This window comes from Pseudomonas sp. MIS38, from assembly GCF_019891575.1.
GTDB classification, from domain to species: Bacteria; Pseudomonadota; Gammaproteobacteria; order Pseudomonadales; family Pseudomonadaceae; genus Aquipseudomonas; species Aquipseudomonas putida_A.
The window spans coordinates 39,346-57,617 of the sequence record NZ_JAFLXF010000014.1; the positions used below are offsets into that span (position 1 = coordinate 39,346).

Genomic DNA, 18,272 nt, shown 5'->3' on the forward strand with positions numbered 1-18,272 from the left:
GATCGTACCTGATGGTAAAGGGGTGCCAATGGTATTGATTCTTATTGGCCGTGTAAAACCCGCACGACGGATGAATCGGCAAAAACCGTAAGGTTAAATTGTAAAGAATGTAAATTCGTCGCGAATAACAATGTTTCGCAATTGATACGAATACCTGTTTACCCTATATTCCGCGACCTCAAATCCTTGGGGAGGGGAATAAAAATGTCACGTCAACAGGTTCAATTGCCGGTCAGTTCACCACGTTTGCTTGCTTCGGCCATTGGTGTCGCCATCACCGCCGGCTCTGCTGGGCACATGGTCTTCGCCGCGGAAAAGACCGACAGCAAAGCTTCCGGCAATGCCATCGCTCTGGACGCTACCGCCATCACCGGCGAAGCGCAGGACTCGACGTCCTACCAGGTCGAAAAAGCCTCCTCGCCCAAGTACACCGCGCCGCTGGTCGACACGCCGCGCTCGGTCACCGTCATTCCGCAACAAGTCCTGAAAGACACCGGCGCCCTGAACATGCAGGACGCGCTGCGCACCGTGCCGGGCATCACCTTCGGTGCCGGTGAAGGCGGCAACCCGCAGGGCGATCGTCCGTTCATTCGTGGTTTCGACGCCCAGGGCGACACCTACCTCGACGGCGTGCGCGACACCGGTTCGCAGAGTCGCGAAATCTTCGCCGTGGAAAACATTGAAGTCAGCAAAGGCCCGAACTCCGCCATCGGCGGTCGTGGCGCAGCCGGCGGCAGCATCAATCTGGTGAGCAAGAAAGCGCACCTGGGCAATTCGTTTGATGGTGGTTTCACCTGGGGTTCCGACCAGACCCAGCGTTACACCCTGGACGGCAACTACCAGTTCAGCGACACCGCTGCCGGCCGCCTGAACCTGATGAGCCACGAGAGCAATGTCGCCGGTCGCGACAAGGTCGACTACGATCGCTGGGGTATCGCGCCGTCCCTGGCGTTTGGCCTGGGTACCGACACCCGCGTCAACCTCGACTACTACCATCTGGAAAGCAACGACACCCCGGACTCGGGCATTCCCTACACCATTCCGGCCGGTGGTTCGGCGGCACGCACCAAGTCCAACCCGGACAAGCCGTACGCCGGTGGTGATCACAGCAACTTCTACGGTCTGGATCGCGACTTCCGCAAGGGCCGCACCGACACCGCGACCTTCGCCATCGAGCATGACCTGAGCGACTCGCTGACCATCAAGAACACCCTGCGCCACGGCACCAGCATGCAGGATTACATCCTCACCCAGCCGGACGACAGCAAGGGCAACGTCAACAATGGCAGCGTCTGGCGCCGTGCCAACACGCGGGTCAGCAACACCGAGACCACCACCAACCAGACTGATCTGTTCGGCAATTTCTACGTCGCCGGTTTCAAGAACAGCTTCTCCACCGGTGTCGAATACACCCGCGAGGAAGGCCAGAAGTCCTCGTACAACGTCAACACTGACACCACGCCGCGCACCAGCGCTGCGACCACCAATTGCACCCCGTCGATGATTGGTGCATCGAGCGGCTACAACTGCACCTCGCTGTCGAACCCGAACCCGAACGATCCGTGGAACGGCGCGATCTCGCGCAACTACGCCGGCACCGACACCAAGGCCAACACTTACGCGCTGTATGCGTTCGACACCCTGGAGTTGTCCGAGCAGTGGCTGGTGAACATGGGCCTGCGTTACGACCACTTCGACACCGACTACAAGACCTACAACAACGCCGGCACCACCACCTCCAAGGGTGATGACACCAGCGAGTTCGTCACCGGTCAGTTCGGCGTGGTCTACAAACCGGCGCCGAACGGCAGCATCTACGCCTCCTACGCGACCTCCGCGACGCCACCGGGCAACACCCTCGGTGAAGGCCAGGAAGGCAACCCGCTGGGCGGCACCCCGGATCGCAACGGCAACCTGCTCAAGAGCGACATGGAGCCGGAAACCACCAAGAACTACGAAATCGGCACCAAGTGGGATCTGTTGAACGATCGCCTGTCGCTGACCGCTGACATCTTCCGCACCGAGAAAGAAAACGCTCGCGTACAAGTCGACACCACCTCCTACGAGAACGCCGGCAAGACCCGCGTGCAAGGTATCGAGCTGTCGGCCAGCGGCAAGATCACTGACAAGTGGCAAGTGTTCGCCGGCTACGCCTACATGGACAGCGAACAGGTGGACGGCGGTGACCTGCCGGCCAACAAAATCAACAACGGTAACGAGTTGCCCAACACGCCGAAAAACAGCGCCAGCCTGTGGACCACTTATCAGGTCACACCGAAGCTGACCCTCGGTGGCGGCGCGTTCTACGTCGACGACGTCTACGGCAGCGTGGCCAACACCACGATGGTCGATTCCTATGTACGTTACGACGCGATGGCCGCCTACAAGCTGAGCAAGAACGTCGACCTGCAACTCAACGTGCAGAACCTGACCAATGAAACCTACTACGACAAAGCCTTCTCGACCCACTTCGCCAACCAGGCGGCGGGCCGTACGGCGCTGTTGAGCACCAACTTCCACTTCTGATGGATGCTTTAAATGTGGGAGCGGGCTTGCTCGCGAAGGCGATGTGTCAGTGAAATAGATATCGACTGACACGACGCATTCGGGAGCAAGCCCCCTCCCACAGTTAATGCAATCAGCAGATCCGGCCCCGTTCATTAGATTGAACGGGGCCTTTGTGCGTAATCAAAGAAGCTCTCGACAACCCACGGCATAATGCGCGCCGTGATGACAATTATCGAACGGACAAGGCGAGCAACGTGTTGAAGAAAACCCTGTTCCAGTTGCACTGGTTTTTCGGCATCACTGCCGGGCTGGTGCTGGCCCTGATGGGCATTACCGGTGCCGCCTATTCGTTCCAGGACGAAATCCTGCGGGCGCTGAACCCGTCGGTGTTGCAGGTGGAAAAACAGGTCGCTGGCGTCCTGCCTCCAGTCGAACTGGTGGAACACATCGAAGCGAACTCCGGCAAGAAAGTCGGGATGCTCTGGGTCGAGACCGACAGCGGCAACGCCGCGCGCGTCTACTTCACCCCGCCCAAAGGCGAACGCCGTGGCGAGATGCGCTACTTCGACCCGTACACCGGCGAGTTCATGGGCGACGCCGTGGGTCAGGACTTCTTCGGCCTGATGCTGCAACTGCACCGCTTTCTCGCTATGGGCGACACCGGGCGCAACATCACCGGCGCCTGCACCCTGATCCTGCTGTTCTTCTGCCTCTCCGGGCTGTATCTGCGCTGGCCACGCCAGTGGAACAGCTGGCGCGTGTGGCTGACCCTCGACTGGAAGAAAAAGGGCCGCAGCTTCAACTGGGATCTGCACTCGGTGGCCGGCACCTGGTACCTGCTGGTGTATCTGCTGCTGGCGTTGACCGGGTTGTCCTGGTCGTACGAGTGGTACAACAAGGGCCTGACCAGACTGCTTTCCGATGCGCCGCAAAACGAGCGCGTGCGCGGTGGTCGCGGGCCGGCGCCGGAAGGCCCGGCACCGACCGCCGACTATGCGGCGATGTGGAGCAGCATCTACAGCGCTGCCGGCCCGGGCCTGTCCGCCTACAACATCCGCATGCCGCCAGTGGCCGGGCAACCGGCGACCGTGTTCTACCTGCTCGACAGCTCGCCGCATGATCGCGCGCTGAACCAGATCACCCTCGACCCGGCCACCGGCGTGGTCAAACGTGTCGACCGCTACGCTGACAAGAGCTTCAAGGCGCAGCTGTTGACCAGCATTTACGCGCTGCACGTCGGCAGCTATTTCGGCCTCGTCGGACGGATCATCGTCACCCTCGCCGCCGTGTGCATGCCGTTGTTTTTCATCACTGGCTGGCTGCTGTATCTGGATCGCCGACGCAAGAAAAAGCAGATTCAGGACACGCGCAAAGGTCTTCAGGCACCGGCCGCTGATGCACCGGCATGGCTGGTGGGTTTCGCCAGCCAGAGCGGTTTTGCCGAGCAACTGGCGTGGCAGACCGCCGGGCAATTGCAAGCCGCCGGGTTGCCGGTGAAGGTGCAGCCGCTGGCGAACGTCAGCGCGCAGGATCTGCGTGAATCGAATAACGCGCTGTTCGTGGTCAGCACCTTCGGCGACGGCGAAGCACCGGACAGCGCCCGCGGTTTCGAGCGCAAAGTGCTGAGCAACGCTGCAAGCTTCGACGGCCTGAACTATGCGGTGCTGGGCCTCGGCGACCGCCAGTACCAGAATTTCTGCGGTTTCGCCCGACGCCTGCATCAGTGGCTGGGCGAGCACGGCGGCAAGACCCTGTTCGCCCCGGTCGAAGTCGACAGCGGCGACCCCTACGCCCTGCGTCATTGGCAAACCCAGCTCGGACAGCTGACCGGACAAGCACCGGTCGACAACTGGCAAGCGCCGAGCTACGACAACTGGACGCTGGTAAGCCGCGAACTGATGAACCCCGACAGCAGCGGCGCGCCGGTGTACCTGCTGGGCCTGAAGGCGCCGAGCACCAGCAGTTGGCTGGCCGGCGATCTGGTGGAAGTGTTGCCGCGTAACTGTGCGTGGGCGATCGAACACTTCCTCGACGGCCTCGGCATTCGTGGCGAAACCACGGTGAAGATCAACGGCCTCGAAGAGCCACTGGAAATCGCCCTCGCCAGCCGCCAGTTGCCCGAGCATCGCGCGCATCTGGTCGGCCTGCATGCACAAGCGCTGGTGGATGCGATGGTGCCGCTGGCCATGCGCGAATACTCGATCGCCTCGATTGCCGCCGACGGCGTGCTGGAACTGATCGTGCGTCAGGAACAACACGCCGATGGCAGCCTGGGCATCGCTTCCGGCTGGCTGACCGAACACGCCCCGGTAGGCGGCGCCATCAGCCTGCGCGTGCGGCGCAACAGCGGGTTCCATCTGCCGAATGAACCGCTGCCGATGATTCTGCTGGGCAACGGCACCGGCCTCGCCGGGTTGCGCAGCCTGCTCAAAGCACGCATCGCCGACGGTCAGCAGCGTCACTGGCTGCTGTTCGGCGAGCGCAATCGCGAGCACGATTTCCTCTGCCGGGCGGAGCTGGAAGAGTGGTTGATCAATGGTGATCTGGCGCGGCTGGACCTGGCGTTTTCGCGGGATCAGGCGCAAAAGATTTACGTGCAGGATCGCCTGCGCGAATCCGCTGACGAACTGAAGAAATGGCTGGCTGACGGTGCGGTGATCTACATCTGCGGCAGCCTGCAGGGCATGGCCGCCGGCGTCGATCAGGCACTCAACGACATCCTCGGTACCACCGAAGTCGAACGTCTGATCGAACAGGGCCGCTATCGCCGCGACGTGTACTGACTCAGCCAAAGAGCCCCTCACCCTAACCCTCTCCCGGAGGGAGAGGGGACTGATTGGGGGATGCCGGATAAATACGCCGACCTGAAGGTGATGTACCGAATCCATAATCGACTCGGTCTTTCAGGTCGATGTACAACTCGATACAACTCCGTAGGCTCCCTCTCCCCGAAAAAGAGGGGGCTGATTGGGGATGCCGAATTACGCCGCTATGAAGGTGATTCACCGAATCCATAATCGACTCGGTCTTTCAGGTCGATGTACAACTCGATACAACTCCGTAGGCTCCCTCTCCCTCCGGGAGAGGGCTGGGGTGAGGGTCCTCGTCTACAGTGAGATTTCCAGCCACTTCACAAGGATCGTGAAGCATGCAAAATCGCCTCACTCTCGCTCAGTTCGCCCGCCAGTTACGCAGCAGCCAAACCGATTGCGAACAATTACTCTGGCAAAAACTTCGTTCACGCCAAGTCGCCAATCTGAAATTCCGCAGGCAGTTTCCATGTCCGCCCTATGTCCTGGATTTTTACTGCGTAGAGCTGAAACTGGCGATTGAGCTGGATGGGGGTCAACACTATGAAATAGCGGGCTTGATCCACGATCAACGTCGGACGCTTTTCCTGGAACGTCAGGGCATTGAAGTTGTGCGATTCAGTAATCTCGAAGTAATGCAGCAGATGGATGATGTACTGGAGCAAATCACAAGAATTGCCGCGAATCGAAAAACACCCTCACCCTCCAAGCGGTCCGACATTTCGGGAGGGCCGGGGTGAGGGTTGTTTTTGATCTTCAAACTGGCTGCAATTTCTGCTCGAAAACCGCTACCCCATTCAAATCCCGCAACACCACACTCATCTCCCCGCTCTGCCCTTCGATGTTCACCTCACCAAAGAACTGAAACCCGGCAAACGGCGAAGCGTTCTGCGTGGGCGGGGCCTTCTGGAACACCACTTCCGGGCCGAAGGTCTTGTCCAGCGGATTAGGACCGAAACTCCCGGCATTCAGCGGCCCGGCGACAAATTCCCAGAACGGTTCAAAATCCTGAAACGCCGCACGGTCCGGATGGTAGTGATGCGCCGCGCAGTAATGCACGTCCGCCGTGAGAAACACGAAATTGCGCACCTGCTGCGCGCGCAGAAAACCGAGCAACTCGGCGACTTCCAGCTCTCGTCCCTGAGCCTGGCCGGGATCACCGTTGGCCACCGCCTCCCAGCGCGCCACACCCGGGCTGACTTCACCGTCGGGCACACCGAGGCCGATCGGCATGTCGGCGGCGATCACCTTCCACTGCGCCTTGGAGTGCTTCAAACCACGCTTGAGCCAGTCCAGTTGCTCGCGCCCCAAAAACGGTTTCGCCGCGCCGAGGTTGTCGTCGTTGGCCCCGCGATAACTGCGCATGTCGAGCACGAACACATCGAGCATCGGCCCGTAGCTGAGCTTGCGATAAATCCGTCCGCCGCCGTCTGCCGCCTGCAAACGCATCGGCGAATATTCCAGCCAGGCCTTGCGCGCGCGGCCGACCAGGGTGTGGATATCTTTTTCCTGATAACGCTCGTCGAGCTGCTTGCCCGGCGACCAGTTGTTGACCACTTCGTGGTCGTCCCACTGCCAGATCTGCGGCACTTCGGCGTTGAAGCGACGGATGTTTTCGTCCATCAGGTTGTAGCGGTAGTTGCCGCGATAGTCGTCAAGGGTCTGCGCGACTTTGCTCTTGGCCTCGGTGGTGAGGTTGCGCCAGATACGTCCACCTTCGGTGGTCAGTTGTGCCGGCACCGGGCCGTCGGCGTAGATGGTGTCGCCGCTGTGGATAAAGAAGTCCGGCAGGCGCAGGCGCATGGATTCGTAGATGCGCATGCCGCCGATGTCCGGGTTGATGCCGAAGCCCTGGCCGACGGTGTCGCCACTCCAGACGAAACGGATATTGCGCCGCGCCTTCGGAGCGCTGCGCAAATGGCCGAGCCACGGCTCGCTGGCGACGCCGGATTGTGCGTCCTTGAAATACACCCGGTAGAAAATCGCCTGATCAGGGGGCAGCCCGGTGAGTTCGACGCGGGCGGTGAAGTCGGTGCGCGCATCGGCCAGTGGCGAGACTACACGGCGCGGGTGGCGAAACTGGCTACGGGTGTCCCACTCGACCACCATCCGAGCCGGGCGATCGCTGCGGCTCCAGATCATCGCGCGGTCGCCTTGCAAGTCGCCGGACTGCACGCCGTCGGTGAGTTGCGGCCGATCCTTGACCGACGCGATCACCGCCGGCGCCAGCCCCGGCATCAGCAGCCCGGCACCGACCACCTGCATGACCCGCCGACGCCCGATGTTGAAATCGCTCATGCGTGTTCTCCCTGAAAAAAGGAAAACTTAAGCACGCGATGATGAATCCGGCATGACAACACATCCCCCTGTGGGAGCGGGCTTGCTCGCGAAGGCGGCGTGTCAGTTAAAGAAATATCGACTGACACGACGCCTTCGCGAGCAAGCCCGCTCCCACAGGGGTGTTGCAGTGTCAGACGTTGACGGGTTCGACCGCCAGTTCCGCGGCTTCCGGACGCTTGACCGTCGCATAGACAACGGCCGTCAACAGACTCCCCGCGACAATCGCCAGCAGATACAGCAACGCATGATTGATCGCATTAGGGATCGCCAGCACAAACAAGCCACCGTGCGGTGCCATCAGTTTGCAGCCGAAGTACATCGACAACGCGCCGGTCAATGCACCACCGGCGATGCTCGCCGGAATCACTCGCAGCGGGTCTTTCGCGGCAAACGGAATCGCCCCTTCGGAGATGAAACACAGCCCCAGCACCAGCGCCGCTTTACCGGCCTCGCGCTCGGTCTGGGCGAACTTGCGGCGGGCGATGAACGTGGCAATGCCCAGCCCGATTGGCGGCACCATGCCGGCGGCCATGGTCGCGGCCATCGGTGCATAACTCTGCGAAGCCAGCAGCCCCACCGAGAAAGCATACGCGGCTTTGTTGATCGGCCCGCCGAGGTCGACGCACATCATGCCGCCGAGCAATACACCGAGCAGGATCGCGTTGGTGGTGCCCATGCTGTCGAGAAAATGCGTCAGCGCCGCGAGCATCCCGGCAACCGGTTTACCGACCACGTAGATCATCACCAGCCCGGTGAACAGGCTGGCGAACAACGGAATGATCAGAATCGGTTTCAGCGCTTCAAGACTCTGCGGCAAGGCGACATAGCGACTGATGGCCTTGGCCGCATAACCGGCGATGAAACCGGCGACGATCCCGCCGATGAATCCTGCGCCCAAGGTGCTGGCGAGCAAGCCACCAATCATCCCCGGCGCCAGGCCTGGGCGGTCGGCGATCGAGTAGGCGATGTAACCGGCGAGCAGCGGCACCATCAGCTTGAACGCGGTTTCGCCGCCAATCTGCATCAGCGCCGCCGCCAGCGTGCCTTCTTCCTTGAACGCGGTGATGCCGAAGACGAACGACAAGGCGATCATCAGACCACCGGCCACCACCATCGGCAGCATGAACGACACGCCCGTCAGCAGGTGTTTGTAGACCCCGGTTTTCTCTTGCTTGGCCGGCGCGTTGCCGTCACTCGCGGCGCTCTCCACCTGAGCTTCGGCGAGGGCTTTTTTCAGGGTCGCTTCGGATTGCTTCAAGGCAATCCCGGTGCCGCAGCGGTAGATTTTCTTGCCGGCAAAACGCTCGGTGGCGACTTCGATGTCGGCCGCCAGCAACACCACGTCAGCCTCGGCAATCGCCGTTGCGCTGAGCGGGGTTTTCGCGCCGACCGAGCCTTGGGTTTCGACGTGCAGTTCATAGCCCAGACGCTTGGCCGTCTGCTGCAACGCCTCGGCCGCCATGAAGGTGTGGGCAACACCCGTCGGGCACGCGGTGATGGCGACGATGCGCGGGGCACGTTGCGCAGCGGCAACCGGGACGGCTTCGCTGGCGAGGTAAACTTCGGCCTCTTGCGCACCACGGCGCAGCACCGCTTCGACATCCTGCAGCGCTTGCGCCGGGGCGATGCGGAACACGCGCTTGCCGACGAAACGGCGCATGTCGACGTCACCGGTGGCAACCAGCAACACCCACTCCGCCGCTTCAATGGTGGCAGCCGACAATTCGCGCTCCGGGTGCGCCGCATCGACCACTTCAACGCTGGTGCTCCAGCCCTGACGCTGGGCCGCCGCGTCCAGCAGACGGGCGCACAGCACACTGGTGACCATGCCGTTCGGGCAGGCCGTGACAATGGCTAATTTCATGACAAACCCTCTTATTGTTCTGTCAGGGGACGCACGCGTACGCCCTGTTCGAGCTGCGCCAGTTGCGCCGCATCGTTGATGCCGAAACCGATCTGCGTCACCGCCATCGCGGCAATCGCCGTGGCCGTGCGCAGGGTCTGCTCGGGCGTATCGGCACTGAGCAATCCGTGGAGCATGCCGGCCAGCAGCGAATCGCCGGCCCCTACCGTGCTGGCAACAGTCACCTTCGGCGGCGTGGCATGCAGCGCCGAGCCGACGCTGAACCAGTTCACACCGTCGGCACCGTGGGAGATCACCACGTGCTCGATGCCCTTGGCGTGCAGGCACGCCGCTGCCTGCGCTTCGGCCGCGTGCGAAACCACATCGCAATCGAGCGCATCGGCGAGTTCTTCAGTATTCGGCTTGATCAGCCACGGACGCCCTTCAATGGCCGCGCGCAAAGCCTCGCCACTGCTGTCGAGGGCGACTTTCAGGCCGAGACCGTTCAGGCGTTCGATCAACTCGCGCAACCACTGCGCGCTGACGCCGCGCGGCAGACTGCCGGCGACCACCACCGCGTCATGCCCCGGAGCGATCTGCAGCAGACGCTCAAGCAACGCCTGCTGCGCCGTCGCGTCGACCACCGGCCCCGGGCCGTTGATGTCGGTGATGCGCCCGTCGTGCTCGGCGACCTTGATGTTGCTGCGCGTCTCCCCCGGCACGCGAATGAACGCATCGACAAAGCCGCGCTTGGCGAACAGGGTTTCGAAGGCTTGCAGATTGTCTTCGCCGAGAAAGCCGCTGACCGTCAGTTGATGCCCGAGGTCTGCGAGTACCTGGGCGACGTTCACGCCTTTGCCGGCGGCGTGGGTGTGCATCTCGTCGCTGCGGTTGACCTGACCGGCCTCCAGGCGTGGCAGCTCAACCGTGAGGTCCAGCGCCGGGTTGAGGGTCAGGGTGAGAATCTTGGCCATTACAGGGCCTCCACTAATGCACGCACTTCGTTCGCGCTGCCCACGGTGAGGGCTTGTTGAGCAAGGGTTTGCGCCTGGGTCAGGCTGAGTTCGCGGATGCGCGCCTTGACCTCGGCGATGCTGCGCCCGGACACGCTCAGCTCATCGACACCGAGGCCGACCAGCACCGGCACCGCCAGCGGATCTGCCGCCAGCTCGCCGCACACGCCGACCCATTTGCCATGGGTATGCGCGGCGCGCACGGTGATGTCGATCAGTTGCAGCACCGCCGGGTGCAGGCCGTCAGCCTGGGCCGAAAGCGTCGGATGACCACGGTCGATGGCCAGGGTGTATTGCGTCAGGTCGTTGGTACCGACGCTGAAGAAGTCGACTTCCTTGGCCAATACCGGCGCCAGCAATGCAGCGGACGGTACTTCGATCATGATCCCCAGTTGCAAGTCCGCGACCGGGATTTCCAGGCGCAGACGCTCGGTCATGTCGCGGGCCTGACGCCACTCTTCAACACTGCCGACCATCGGGAACATGATCCGCAGCGGACGGTTGTCCGCCGAACGCAGCAAGGCGCGCAACTGCGCTTCCATGACCTGCGGACGCTGCAAGGTCAGGCGAATGCCGCGCACGCCGAGGAACGGGTTTTCCTCCTTGGCGATCGGCCAATACGGCAGCGGTTTGTCACCGCCGACATCAAGGGTGCGCACCACCAGCGGCCGCCCGGCGAGGCCGTCGAGAACGCGACGGTATTCGGCCTCTTGAGTGGCTTCGTCTGGCGCTTGCGGGTGAGCCATGAAAATCAGTTCGGTGCGCAGCAGACCAATACCTTCGGCGCCCTGCTCGACCGCAGCGGTAACTCCGGCGCTTTCACCGATGTTGGCGAACACTTCCACGGCGTGACCGTCAGTGGTGTGCGCCGGTTGATGACGTTGTTCGGCGGCAGCCTTGAGGCGCTGCTCGCGGGTGTCGCGTTCTTCGGCGGCACGTTGCAGGGTCGCGGCATCGGCGTCGACGTGCAGGCGACCGCGCTGGCCGTCGAGCAGCAACGGCGTGCCCGGTTCCAGCAGCAACACCGCAGCGCCAGCTCCGACCAGCGCAGGAATCCCGAGAGCACGGGCGACGATTGCACTGTGCGCGGTGGCGCCGCCGCGCGCGGTGAGAATCCCTGCAACTCGGGCCGGATCGAGCCGCGCCACGTCGGATGGGCCGACTTCGTCCATCACCAGAATGTATGGCTGCTCCGGCTCGTTCGGCGTCTGCACACCGCAAAGTTGCGCCAGCACCCGGCGCCCGATGTCACGCAGGTCCGCCGCCCGCTCAGCGAGCAACGCGTCCTGCAGCGACTCCTGTTGTTTGGCCGCAGCTTCGATCACCGCCATCCATGCCGCTTCGGCGCTCTCGCCTTGCTTGAGACGGGTGTCGACTTCGTCGGTCAGTTCCGGGTCGTCGAGCATTTCCTGGTGGGTGATGAAAATCTCGCGAATCGCCTTGGCCTTGCTGCGTTCGATCAGGCCCTGGATGTCACTGCGCACATCGCTCAGCGCTTGCTTGAGGCGCTCGCGTTCAATGGCGGCGGACTCGCCGCGCAACGGGTAATCGATCGCCTGCTGCACCTGAATGTGCGCAGGCCCAATGGCGATACCCGGTGCCGCCGGGATCGCCTGCAACTGCGCGCCGGATGCCGGGGCGATCAGCACTTCGGCGATATCGGCAATGACTTCGCGTTGCTGACTCACGGCCGGCAGCGGTTCGACTTCTTCGCCAAGGCCTTCTTCGATAGCGGCCAGCAATGCGGGCAAGGCGTCGGCGGCGATGCTCGGTTCAGCGATCAACTCGAGCACCTGACCACGGCGGGCGCCGAGGCTCAGCAGTTTGCTCAGGCTTTTTACCGACACGGCACTGTCCGCGCTGTCGACGATGCGCACGCGGATTTCACCGTCGAAACTCTTCGCCAGTTGCGCAAGGATCTTCGCAGGGCGTGCATGCAAACCGTGGGCGTTGGCCAGGGCAATACGTGCGCTCGGCCAATCGGCGGGCAGTTCGCCGCCGAGCACTTCGAGGACTTTACGACTGCTGGTGGCGCGGCCCAATTCATGGCCGCGCCCTTCGATGAGGAGCGCGCACAGACGTTCAAGCAGCGCCTGATGCGCCTCACCCAGACTGGCCAGACAGAACAGACCGCTGAGCGGCTGCCCGAGGTAGCGCATCGGTTTGTCCGGGGTGACGAAGGCCAGGCCCGGACGTTTCACGGTCTGCTCGCTGTGCAGCCACCACAGGCCATCGCCCAGTGGCAGCGCTTCGACTTGTTGCAACACACCGGCAAAACCGTTGCTCACACAATCAGCCTGACGCAACAGACGCGCGCCACGCCAGACCAGTTCTTCGAAATCGTCAGCCGACACGCCGAGGCCGATCATCTGCGCATCCAGCGCCAGTTCCTGTGGCGCGCCTTGCAGCAATTTCAGCAGCGCCTCGGGAGAACTGGCGCGACGCAGGGCCTGACCCAGATCGGTCTCGCCCAGGGCGCGGGTCAGCAACTGCAGCAGACGCAGGTGTTCGTCGGATTTGGCGGCGATGCCGATCGCCAGATAAACGATCTGGCCGTCGCCCCAATCCACGCCCTCGGGAAACTGCATCAGCCGCACGCCGGTGGCGAACACCTGATCGCGGGTCTCCGGGGTGCCGTGGGGGATGGCGATACCCTGGCCGAGAAAGGTCGAGCCCTGGGCTTCCCGGGCCTGCAATCCAGCGAGGTAGCCATCGGCGACCAGGCCATCGGCCACCAGATGATGGGCAAGCAATTGCAGGGCGGCGGGTTTATCCACAGCCGATTGGCCCATGGATATCTGCTCTATAGTGAGCTCGAGCATGCGATCTCCTTTTTGGCACATGGATGCGCCAGGATATTGTTTTGAATGGTCACAGCTTAGGCGCTGGTCAGCCTGCTTTTCAGCGGCAGTTTTGGCGGTTTCACGGCAGAACCGGCCAAATGCGTCTAAAACGTAGAAAATACGCTTGCTGAAACGTTTAATCTAGATTGATCGGCACGTTACTCGATAATGTCTCATCCTTGAAGTCCAACTTGTCGGATGCGCTGCGACAATAGTCGTCTGCCCGAATCGGGTAGGATTGGCGAAAATGTGGCGGCAAGCTCGAAAAAACAAGGAAATCCCGGGTTGAAACTCAGTGATATCGCGCGGTTGGCCGGAGTGTCCGTGACCACCGCCAGCTACGTCATCAACGGCAAGGCCGAACAGCAACGCATCAGCAACGCCACGGTCGAGCGGGTGCGTGCGGTCGTCGAACAGCACGGCTTCACCCCCAACCCGCAAGCGGCCGGGTTGCGCAGTCGGCACACCCGCACGTTGGGTTTTATTCTGCCGGACCTGGAAAACCCCAGTTACGCGCGGATCGCCAAACTGCTGGAGCAAGGCGCGCGGGCGCGTGGCTATCAGTTGCTGATTGCCAGCTCCGACGATGCGCCGGACAGCGAGCGCCAGTTGCTGCAACTGTTCAAGGCGCGCCGTTGCGATGCGCTGATCGTCGCCAGTTGCCTGCCGGCCGGTGACGACAGCTATCGCCAACTGCAGGCCAAGGGCTTGCCGATCATCGCCATCGACCGGGTCATGGAACCCGAGCACTTCTGCTCGGTGATCAGTGATGACCGCGAAGCCAGCCTGCACCTGACCCAGAGCCTGCTCGATCCGCAGCCGAAACAGATCGTGCTGCTCGGCGCGCGTCCGGAGCTGAGCATCAGTCAGGAACGTGCGGCGGGCTTCAAGCAGGCGCTGGTCGAGTTCAAAGGCGAAGTGCTGATCGAGCACGCCGAGTCCTTCAGCCGTGAATGCGGCAAGCAACTGATGGAAGAACTCCTGCAACGCCTGGGGCATTTGCCGGATGCGCTGGTGACCACGTCCTACGTGCTGTTGCAGGGCGTGTTCGATGCGCTGCATGACTTCCCGCTCAAATCCCGCCCGCTGCGTCTGGGCACCTTCGGTGACACGCAATTGCTCGACTTTCTGCCGCTGCCGGTCAACGCCATGGCCCAGCAGCACCAGTTGATCGCCGACAAGGCGCTGGAACTGGCGCTGGCCGCCGTCGAGCAATCGCAATACAAGCCTGGCGTGCAGGCCATCGCCCGTACCTTCAAGCAGCGTATTCATCGGGACTGAACCGTGGAGCTGATCGACAGCCACACCCACCTCGACTTCCCCGACTTCGACGCCGATCGCTCGGCCTTGCTCGCCGAAAGCCGCGCCCTCGGGGTGCGGCGGATGGTGGTGCTGGGGGTTTATCAGGGCAATTGGCAACGGGTGTGGGAGCTGGTGCAGAGCGATGCCGACCTGTACGCGGCATTCGGCCTGCATCCGGTGTACCTCGATCAGCATCAACCCGAAGATCTACGCGCACTCGGCGACTGGCTGACGCGGCTACGCGGCCATCGGCAACTGTGTGCGGTGGGCGAGATCGGCCTGGATTACTTCATCGAAACCCTCGACCGCGAACGCCAGCAGGCGCTGTTCGACGCGCAGCTGCAACTGGCGGCAGATTTCGAACTGCCGGCGCTGATCCACGTGCGCCGCAGCCACGCCGCGGTGATCGCCACGCTCAAGCGCTTTAAGCTCAAGCGCGCGGGCATCATCCACGCGTTCGCCGGCAGCCGCGAAGAAGCACGCGAATACATCAAGCTCGGTTTCAAACTGGGTCTGGGCGGCGCGCCAACCTGGCCGCAGGCGTTGCGCATGCATCGGGTGCTGGCGGATCTGCCGCTGGATTCGATCGTGCTGGAGACCGACTCTCCGGACATGGCGCCGGCGATGTTTCCCGGAGTACGCAATACACCGGCGCATTTGCCGGCGATCTGTGCGGCGCTCGCCGAGTTGATGAATGTCAGTGCAGAACGACTGGCCGCCGCCAGCACCGCCAACAGCTGCGAAGTATTCGGTTGGTAATCAGTCGCCGTGGGCCTTGGCCGCCTCGAGGATCAGGGTCATGTGCTGGCGATGATGAACAAAACGCAGCAGCGCGAAGTACACGAAAAGCACGATCAGTGATGCATTCAACTGTTCCGTCACGTTGAGCAGCCCGATCCATTCCATGACCAACGCCACCAGCAGCGCGGTGCACACCGTGACTGACGCGCTGAAGCGCAGCAATCCGAGAGAGTCGAGAGATTTGAAGCGTTTGATCTGCACCGGACAGCGCAACTCCAGGGTTTTCTGGCAGTGATTGCAGGTAAACGGTTCATTGATTGCGATGGCATTGAGTTGCCAGGGTTTGAGCACCTGCGTGGTCTGGCAATGAGCACAACGGCCCTGAACTCCCAGGGTTACAACGGACATTCGCGGCCTCCTCAGCGCAACTAACTGATCAGGGATACTGGCTCAATAATGACGAAAAGCCAGCCGCCGGAAGAAAACAGGAATTGGCTTACAAGCGTAAGCATCAAAGCATTACAAAATGTTCTGACATCTGCCCTGCTCCAGCCCTGTGGTGAGGGGATTCATCCCCGATGGACTGCGCAGCGGTCCCTGATCCCTTACAGGCTTGGGAGGACGCTATGCGTCCCATCGGGGATGAATCCCCTCGCTACAGGATCTTCCGCTGCGTCAGGACTTAGACGCGGAACGCGCTGATCAGCTGTTTCAGTTCCACCACCTGCGCTGACAGTGCCCGGCTGGCGTCCTCCGTCTGGTGCGCCCCCTGGGCCGTGCGCTCGCCAGCACGGTTGATCTCGACGATGTTCTGGTCGATGTCATGGGCCACGGCAGTCTGTTGCTCCACGGCGGCGGCGATCTGCTGGTTCTGATCAACGATCATGCCTACCGCGCCGAGGATGTTTTCCAGCGCCTGCTGGACCTTTTCCGACTGCCCGACCGTGCCGTTGGCCATCTGATGGCTAACGCCCATGGCCTTCACCGCAGCGCCCACGCCGCCATGCAGCTTGCTGATCATCTGCTCGATTTCTTCGGTCGATTGCTGGGTGCGCTTGGCCAACGTACGCACTTCGTCCGCCACCACCGCAAATCCCCGGCCCTGCTCTCCGGCCCGGGCGGCTTCGATGGCGGCGTTGAGCGCCAGCAAGTTGGTCTGCTCGGCAATGCTCTTGATCACTTCCAGCACGCGGCTGATCGACTGGCTGTCGCTGGCCAACTGGTTGATCACCAGCACCGATTGATCGATCTCACTGGCCAACGCAGCAATGCTGCCCTGCTGCGACTCCACCAGTGTGCGACCGCTGACGGTTTCATCGTTGACGCTGTGCGCGCTGCTCACCGCTGCCGCTGCGCTGCGTGCAACTTCCAGCGAGGTCGCCGACATCTGGTTCATCGCGGTCGCCACTTGCTCGATCTGCGTGCGCTGCCCGGCCACCGCCTGATTGCTTTGCGCCGAGACAGTTTCCACCTGCCCGGCCTGGCGCTCGACCTCAGCCACGGTCTGCCCGACTCGTTCGATCAGGTCGTGGATTTTCCTCACGGTGCCGTTGAACACCTCACCCAGCTCGCCGAGTTCATCGCGGCTGTTGGCCTTGAAATTGACCGTCATGTCACCGGCCGCGACCTTGTCCATCATCGCGCCCAGGCGCTTGAGCGTGGTGCGGGTCGAGGCGTAGAACCCGCCGTAGAGATAGAAAATCAGCACGAACACCACCGCCAGCGCCACCGCCTGCAACACCATGTGCGTGCGGTTTTGCGCCAGGCGCTGCTGCAGTTGGGTATCGAGGAATTTCAGGGTCGCGTCATTGAGCTGGTAGGTCTGCGCCATTAGCCCGGTGACCTGATCGTAGAACGCCTGCCACGGGGTATCGAGGGTCTCGGCCACCACGACTTTCGCCTCAAACAGTTCGCTGGCCTGTTTGAGCGAAGCCTTGCTGCTGTCGGCCGGCGCGCTGAGACTGGCGCGCGCGGCCTGGCTGGAGTCGAGGGCGTCCTGCAGTTTCAACGCGTATTCAGCCTGGAGCTTTTCGATCTGCGCCAGCAACTCGTCGAAACGGCTACTCGACGAACTGTTGAGAAAGCCCTGCCCCAACGAATACGAACCGATGGCCCGACCTTCGCCGAGAGTCTGGGTCACGGCCGGAGTGATAGTGGTGAGCAGCTCGCTTAGCTGGCGGATGTCGCTCTGGTTGTCGCGGCTCAGACCGGCCTGACTGGTGACGATCTGGCTGAAGATCTGCGCATTGCCGAGCAGTTTGCCGATCATCGCGCTTTTGCTTTGCAGAGAGTTTTCCGCCTGTTGGGCCTTGAACGCGCTGATCATTTCATCGCGTTTGCCGTCGAACAGTTTGATCTGCTCGGGATCGTCGGTCATCGCCTGCAAACCTTGCAGGCGCGCCAGCACGGATTGCTCCAGGCTGCTGATCTGCGCTTCGAGGTTGTCGGCTTTGCCGGACTGGCCGAGGGTGACGTTGATCTGCACCAGATTGTTCAGCGTTTCCAGATCCCGGCGCAGGCTCAGGCTGCTGCCCAACAGATCGAGGCTCTGCAATTCGACCCGGGTGCCCTGGAATTCGCGATAGGAATCGCGCACCAGATAAAAATTGGTCACCAGCATCGGCACCAGGAACAGCACGCTGATCAAGCTGAACTTCATGCCGAAGCTCAGACGGTTCATCAGCGAGACGGCGGGATAGAGCAAGCTCTTCACTGGAAGTCTCCCTTGGTTTTTCTTGTTTTTATTGGCAGGCGCGGGGCGACAGCAGATAGCCACTATCGGGCGCTGTCTCTGTATAGCTCAAATCGGGGAGAGGTTTTGTAACTTAAGGTTAACGACTACGCTGCGCCGGTCACTGACCTGTGGCGAGGG

The 18,272-nt window shown here is 62.0% G+C and carries 11 protein-coding genes and 1 pseudogene; 5 read left to right on the forward strand and 7 right to left on the reverse strand.

Annotated features, from left to right (window positions below):
- Nucleotides 1-204: 204 nt before the first annotated feature.
- From J1G18_RS16915 to J1G18_RS16925, 3 genes are all read left to right on the forward strand, one after another.
- A complete protein-coding gene (locus tag J1G18_RS16915) occupies nt 205-2,526 on the forward strand; it encodes a TonB-dependent receptor (RefSeq protein WP_096795326.1) in 2,322 nt (773 codons plus the stop codon).
- Between the two features lie 236 nt (nt 2,527-2,762).
- Nucleotides 2,763-5,291 carry a PepSY domain-containing protein gene (locus tag J1G18_RS16920; protein ID WP_223008109.1) on the forward strand — a complete coding sequence of 843 codons (2,529 nt, stop codon included), beginning with the start codon at nt 2,763-2,765 and terminating at the stop codon, nt 5,289-5,291.
- A 365-nt stretch (nt 5,292-5,656) separates the two neighbouring features.
- The gene (locus tag J1G18_RS16925) at nt 5,657-6,058 is read left to right on the forward strand and encodes an endonuclease domain-containing protein (protein WP_003221578.1); all 402 of its coding nucleotides are present in this window, start codon (nt 5,657-5,659) and stop codon (nt 6,056-6,058) included.
- A 16-nt stretch (nt 6,059-6,074) separates the two neighbouring features.
- Here the strand turns inward: J1G18_RS16925 and J1G18_RS16930 are convergent, their stop codons facing one another.
- From J1G18_RS16930 to ptsP, 4 genes are all read right to left on the reverse strand, one after another.
- On the reverse strand, nt 6,075-7,616 hold the full coding sequence (locus J1G18_RS16930; protein WP_223008110.1) for an alkaline phosphatase D family protein: 1,542 nt from the start codon (nt 7,614-7,616) through the stop codon (nt 6,075-6,077).
- A gap of 172 nt (nt 7,617-7,788) precedes the next feature.
- Nucleotides 7,789-9,522 carry a PTS fructose-like transporter subunit IIB gene (locus J1G18_RS16935; RefSeq protein ID WP_223008111.1) on the reverse strand — a complete coding sequence of 578 codons (1,734 nt, stop codon included), beginning with the start codon at nt 9,520-9,522 and terminating at the stop codon, nt 7,789-7,791.
- An 11-nt stretch (nt 9,523-9,533) separates the two neighbouring features.
- The gene (pfkB, locus tag J1G18_RS16940) at nt 9,534-10,475 is read right to left on the reverse strand and encodes a 1-phosphofructokinase (RefSeq protein ID WP_027610794.1); all 942 of its coding nucleotides are present in this window, start codon (nt 10,473-10,475) and stop codon (nt 9,534-9,536) included.
- A complete protein-coding gene (ptsP, locus tag J1G18_RS16945) occupies nt 10,475-13,336 on the reverse strand; it encodes a phosphoenolpyruvate--protein phosphotransferase (RefSeq protein WP_135294940.1) in 2,862 nt (953 codons plus the stop codon). Before ptsP ends, pfkB begins: the two co-directional genes overlap by 1 nt.
- 306 nt (nt 13,337-13,642) lie before the next feature.
- On the opposite strand from ptsP, the gene cra reads away from it, so the two are divergent.
- Together cra and J1G18_RS16955 are read left to right on the forward strand one after the other, a co-directional pair.
- Complete coding sequence (cra, locus tag J1G18_RS16950; protein ID WP_027610792.1) at nt 13,643-14,638, forward strand: catabolite repressor/activator; 996 nt, start codon at nt 13,643-13,645, stop codon at nt 14,636-14,638.
- 3 nt (nt 14,639-14,641) lie between these two features.
- A complete protein-coding gene (locus J1G18_RS16955; RefSeq protein WP_097090477.1) occupies nt 14,642-15,418 on the forward strand; it encodes a TatD family hydrolase in 777 nt (258 codons plus the stop codon).
- Here the strand turns inward: J1G18_RS16955 and J1G18_RS16960 are convergent, their stop codons facing one another.
- The 3 genes and pseudogenes from J1G18_RS16960 to J1G18_RS28450 form a co-directional block, all read right to left on the reverse strand.
- Entirely contained in the window at nt 15,419-15,808 is a 390-nt protein-coding gene (locus J1G18_RS16960) for a hypothetical protein (RefSeq protein WP_135294939.1), read from the reverse strand.
- A gap of 274 nt (nt 15,809-16,082) precedes the next feature.
- The gene (locus J1G18_RS28445; protein WP_410477713.1) at nt 16,083-17,012 is read right to left on the reverse strand and encodes a methyl-accepting chemotaxis protein; all 930 of its coding nucleotides are present in this window, start codon (nt 17,010-17,012) and stop codon (nt 16,083-16,085) included.
- Nucleotides 16,989-18,080, reverse strand: a pseudogene (locus J1G18_RS28450) (methyl-accepting chemotaxis protein); the annotation flags it as partial. The pseudogene J1G18_RS28450 and the gene J1G18_RS28445, both read right to left, overlap by 24 nt.
- Nucleotides 18,081-18,272 lie beyond the last annotated feature (192 nt).

Bases quoted from the DNA above. Each gene is read 5' to 3' on its own strand.
- J1G18_RS16915 (WP_096795326.1), top strand. From the start codon at position 205: ATGTCACGTCAACAGGTTCAATTGCCGGTCAGTTCACCACGTTTGCTT.
- J1G18_RS16935 (WP_223008111.1), bottom strand. From the start codon at position 9,522: ATGAAATTAGCCATTGTCACGGCCTGCCCGAACGGCATGGTCACCAGT.
- J1G18_RS16930 (WP_223008110.1), bottom strand. From the start codon at position 7,616: ATGAGCGATTTCAACATCGGGCGTCGGCGGGTCATGCAGGTGGTCGGT.
- J1G18_RS16925 (WP_003221578.1), top strand. From the start codon at position 5,657: ATGCAAAATCGCCTCACTCTCGCTCAGTTCGCCCGCCAGTTACGCAGC.
- ptsP (WP_135294940.1), bottom strand. From the start codon at position 13,336: ATGCTCGAGCTCACTATAGAGCAGATATCCATGGGCCAATCGGCTGTG.
- J1G18_RS28445 (WP_410477713.1), bottom strand. From the start codon at position 17,012: ATGACGGTCAATTTCAAGGCCAACAGCCGCGATGAACTCGGCGAGCTG.
- pfkB (WP_027610794.1), bottom strand. From the start codon at position 10,475: ATGGCCAAGATTCTCACCCTGACCCTCAACCCGGCGCTGGACCTCACG.
- J1G18_RS16960 (WP_135294939.1), bottom strand. From the start codon at position 15,808: ATGTCCGTTGTAACCCTGGGAGTTCAGGGCCGTTGTGCTCATTGCCAG.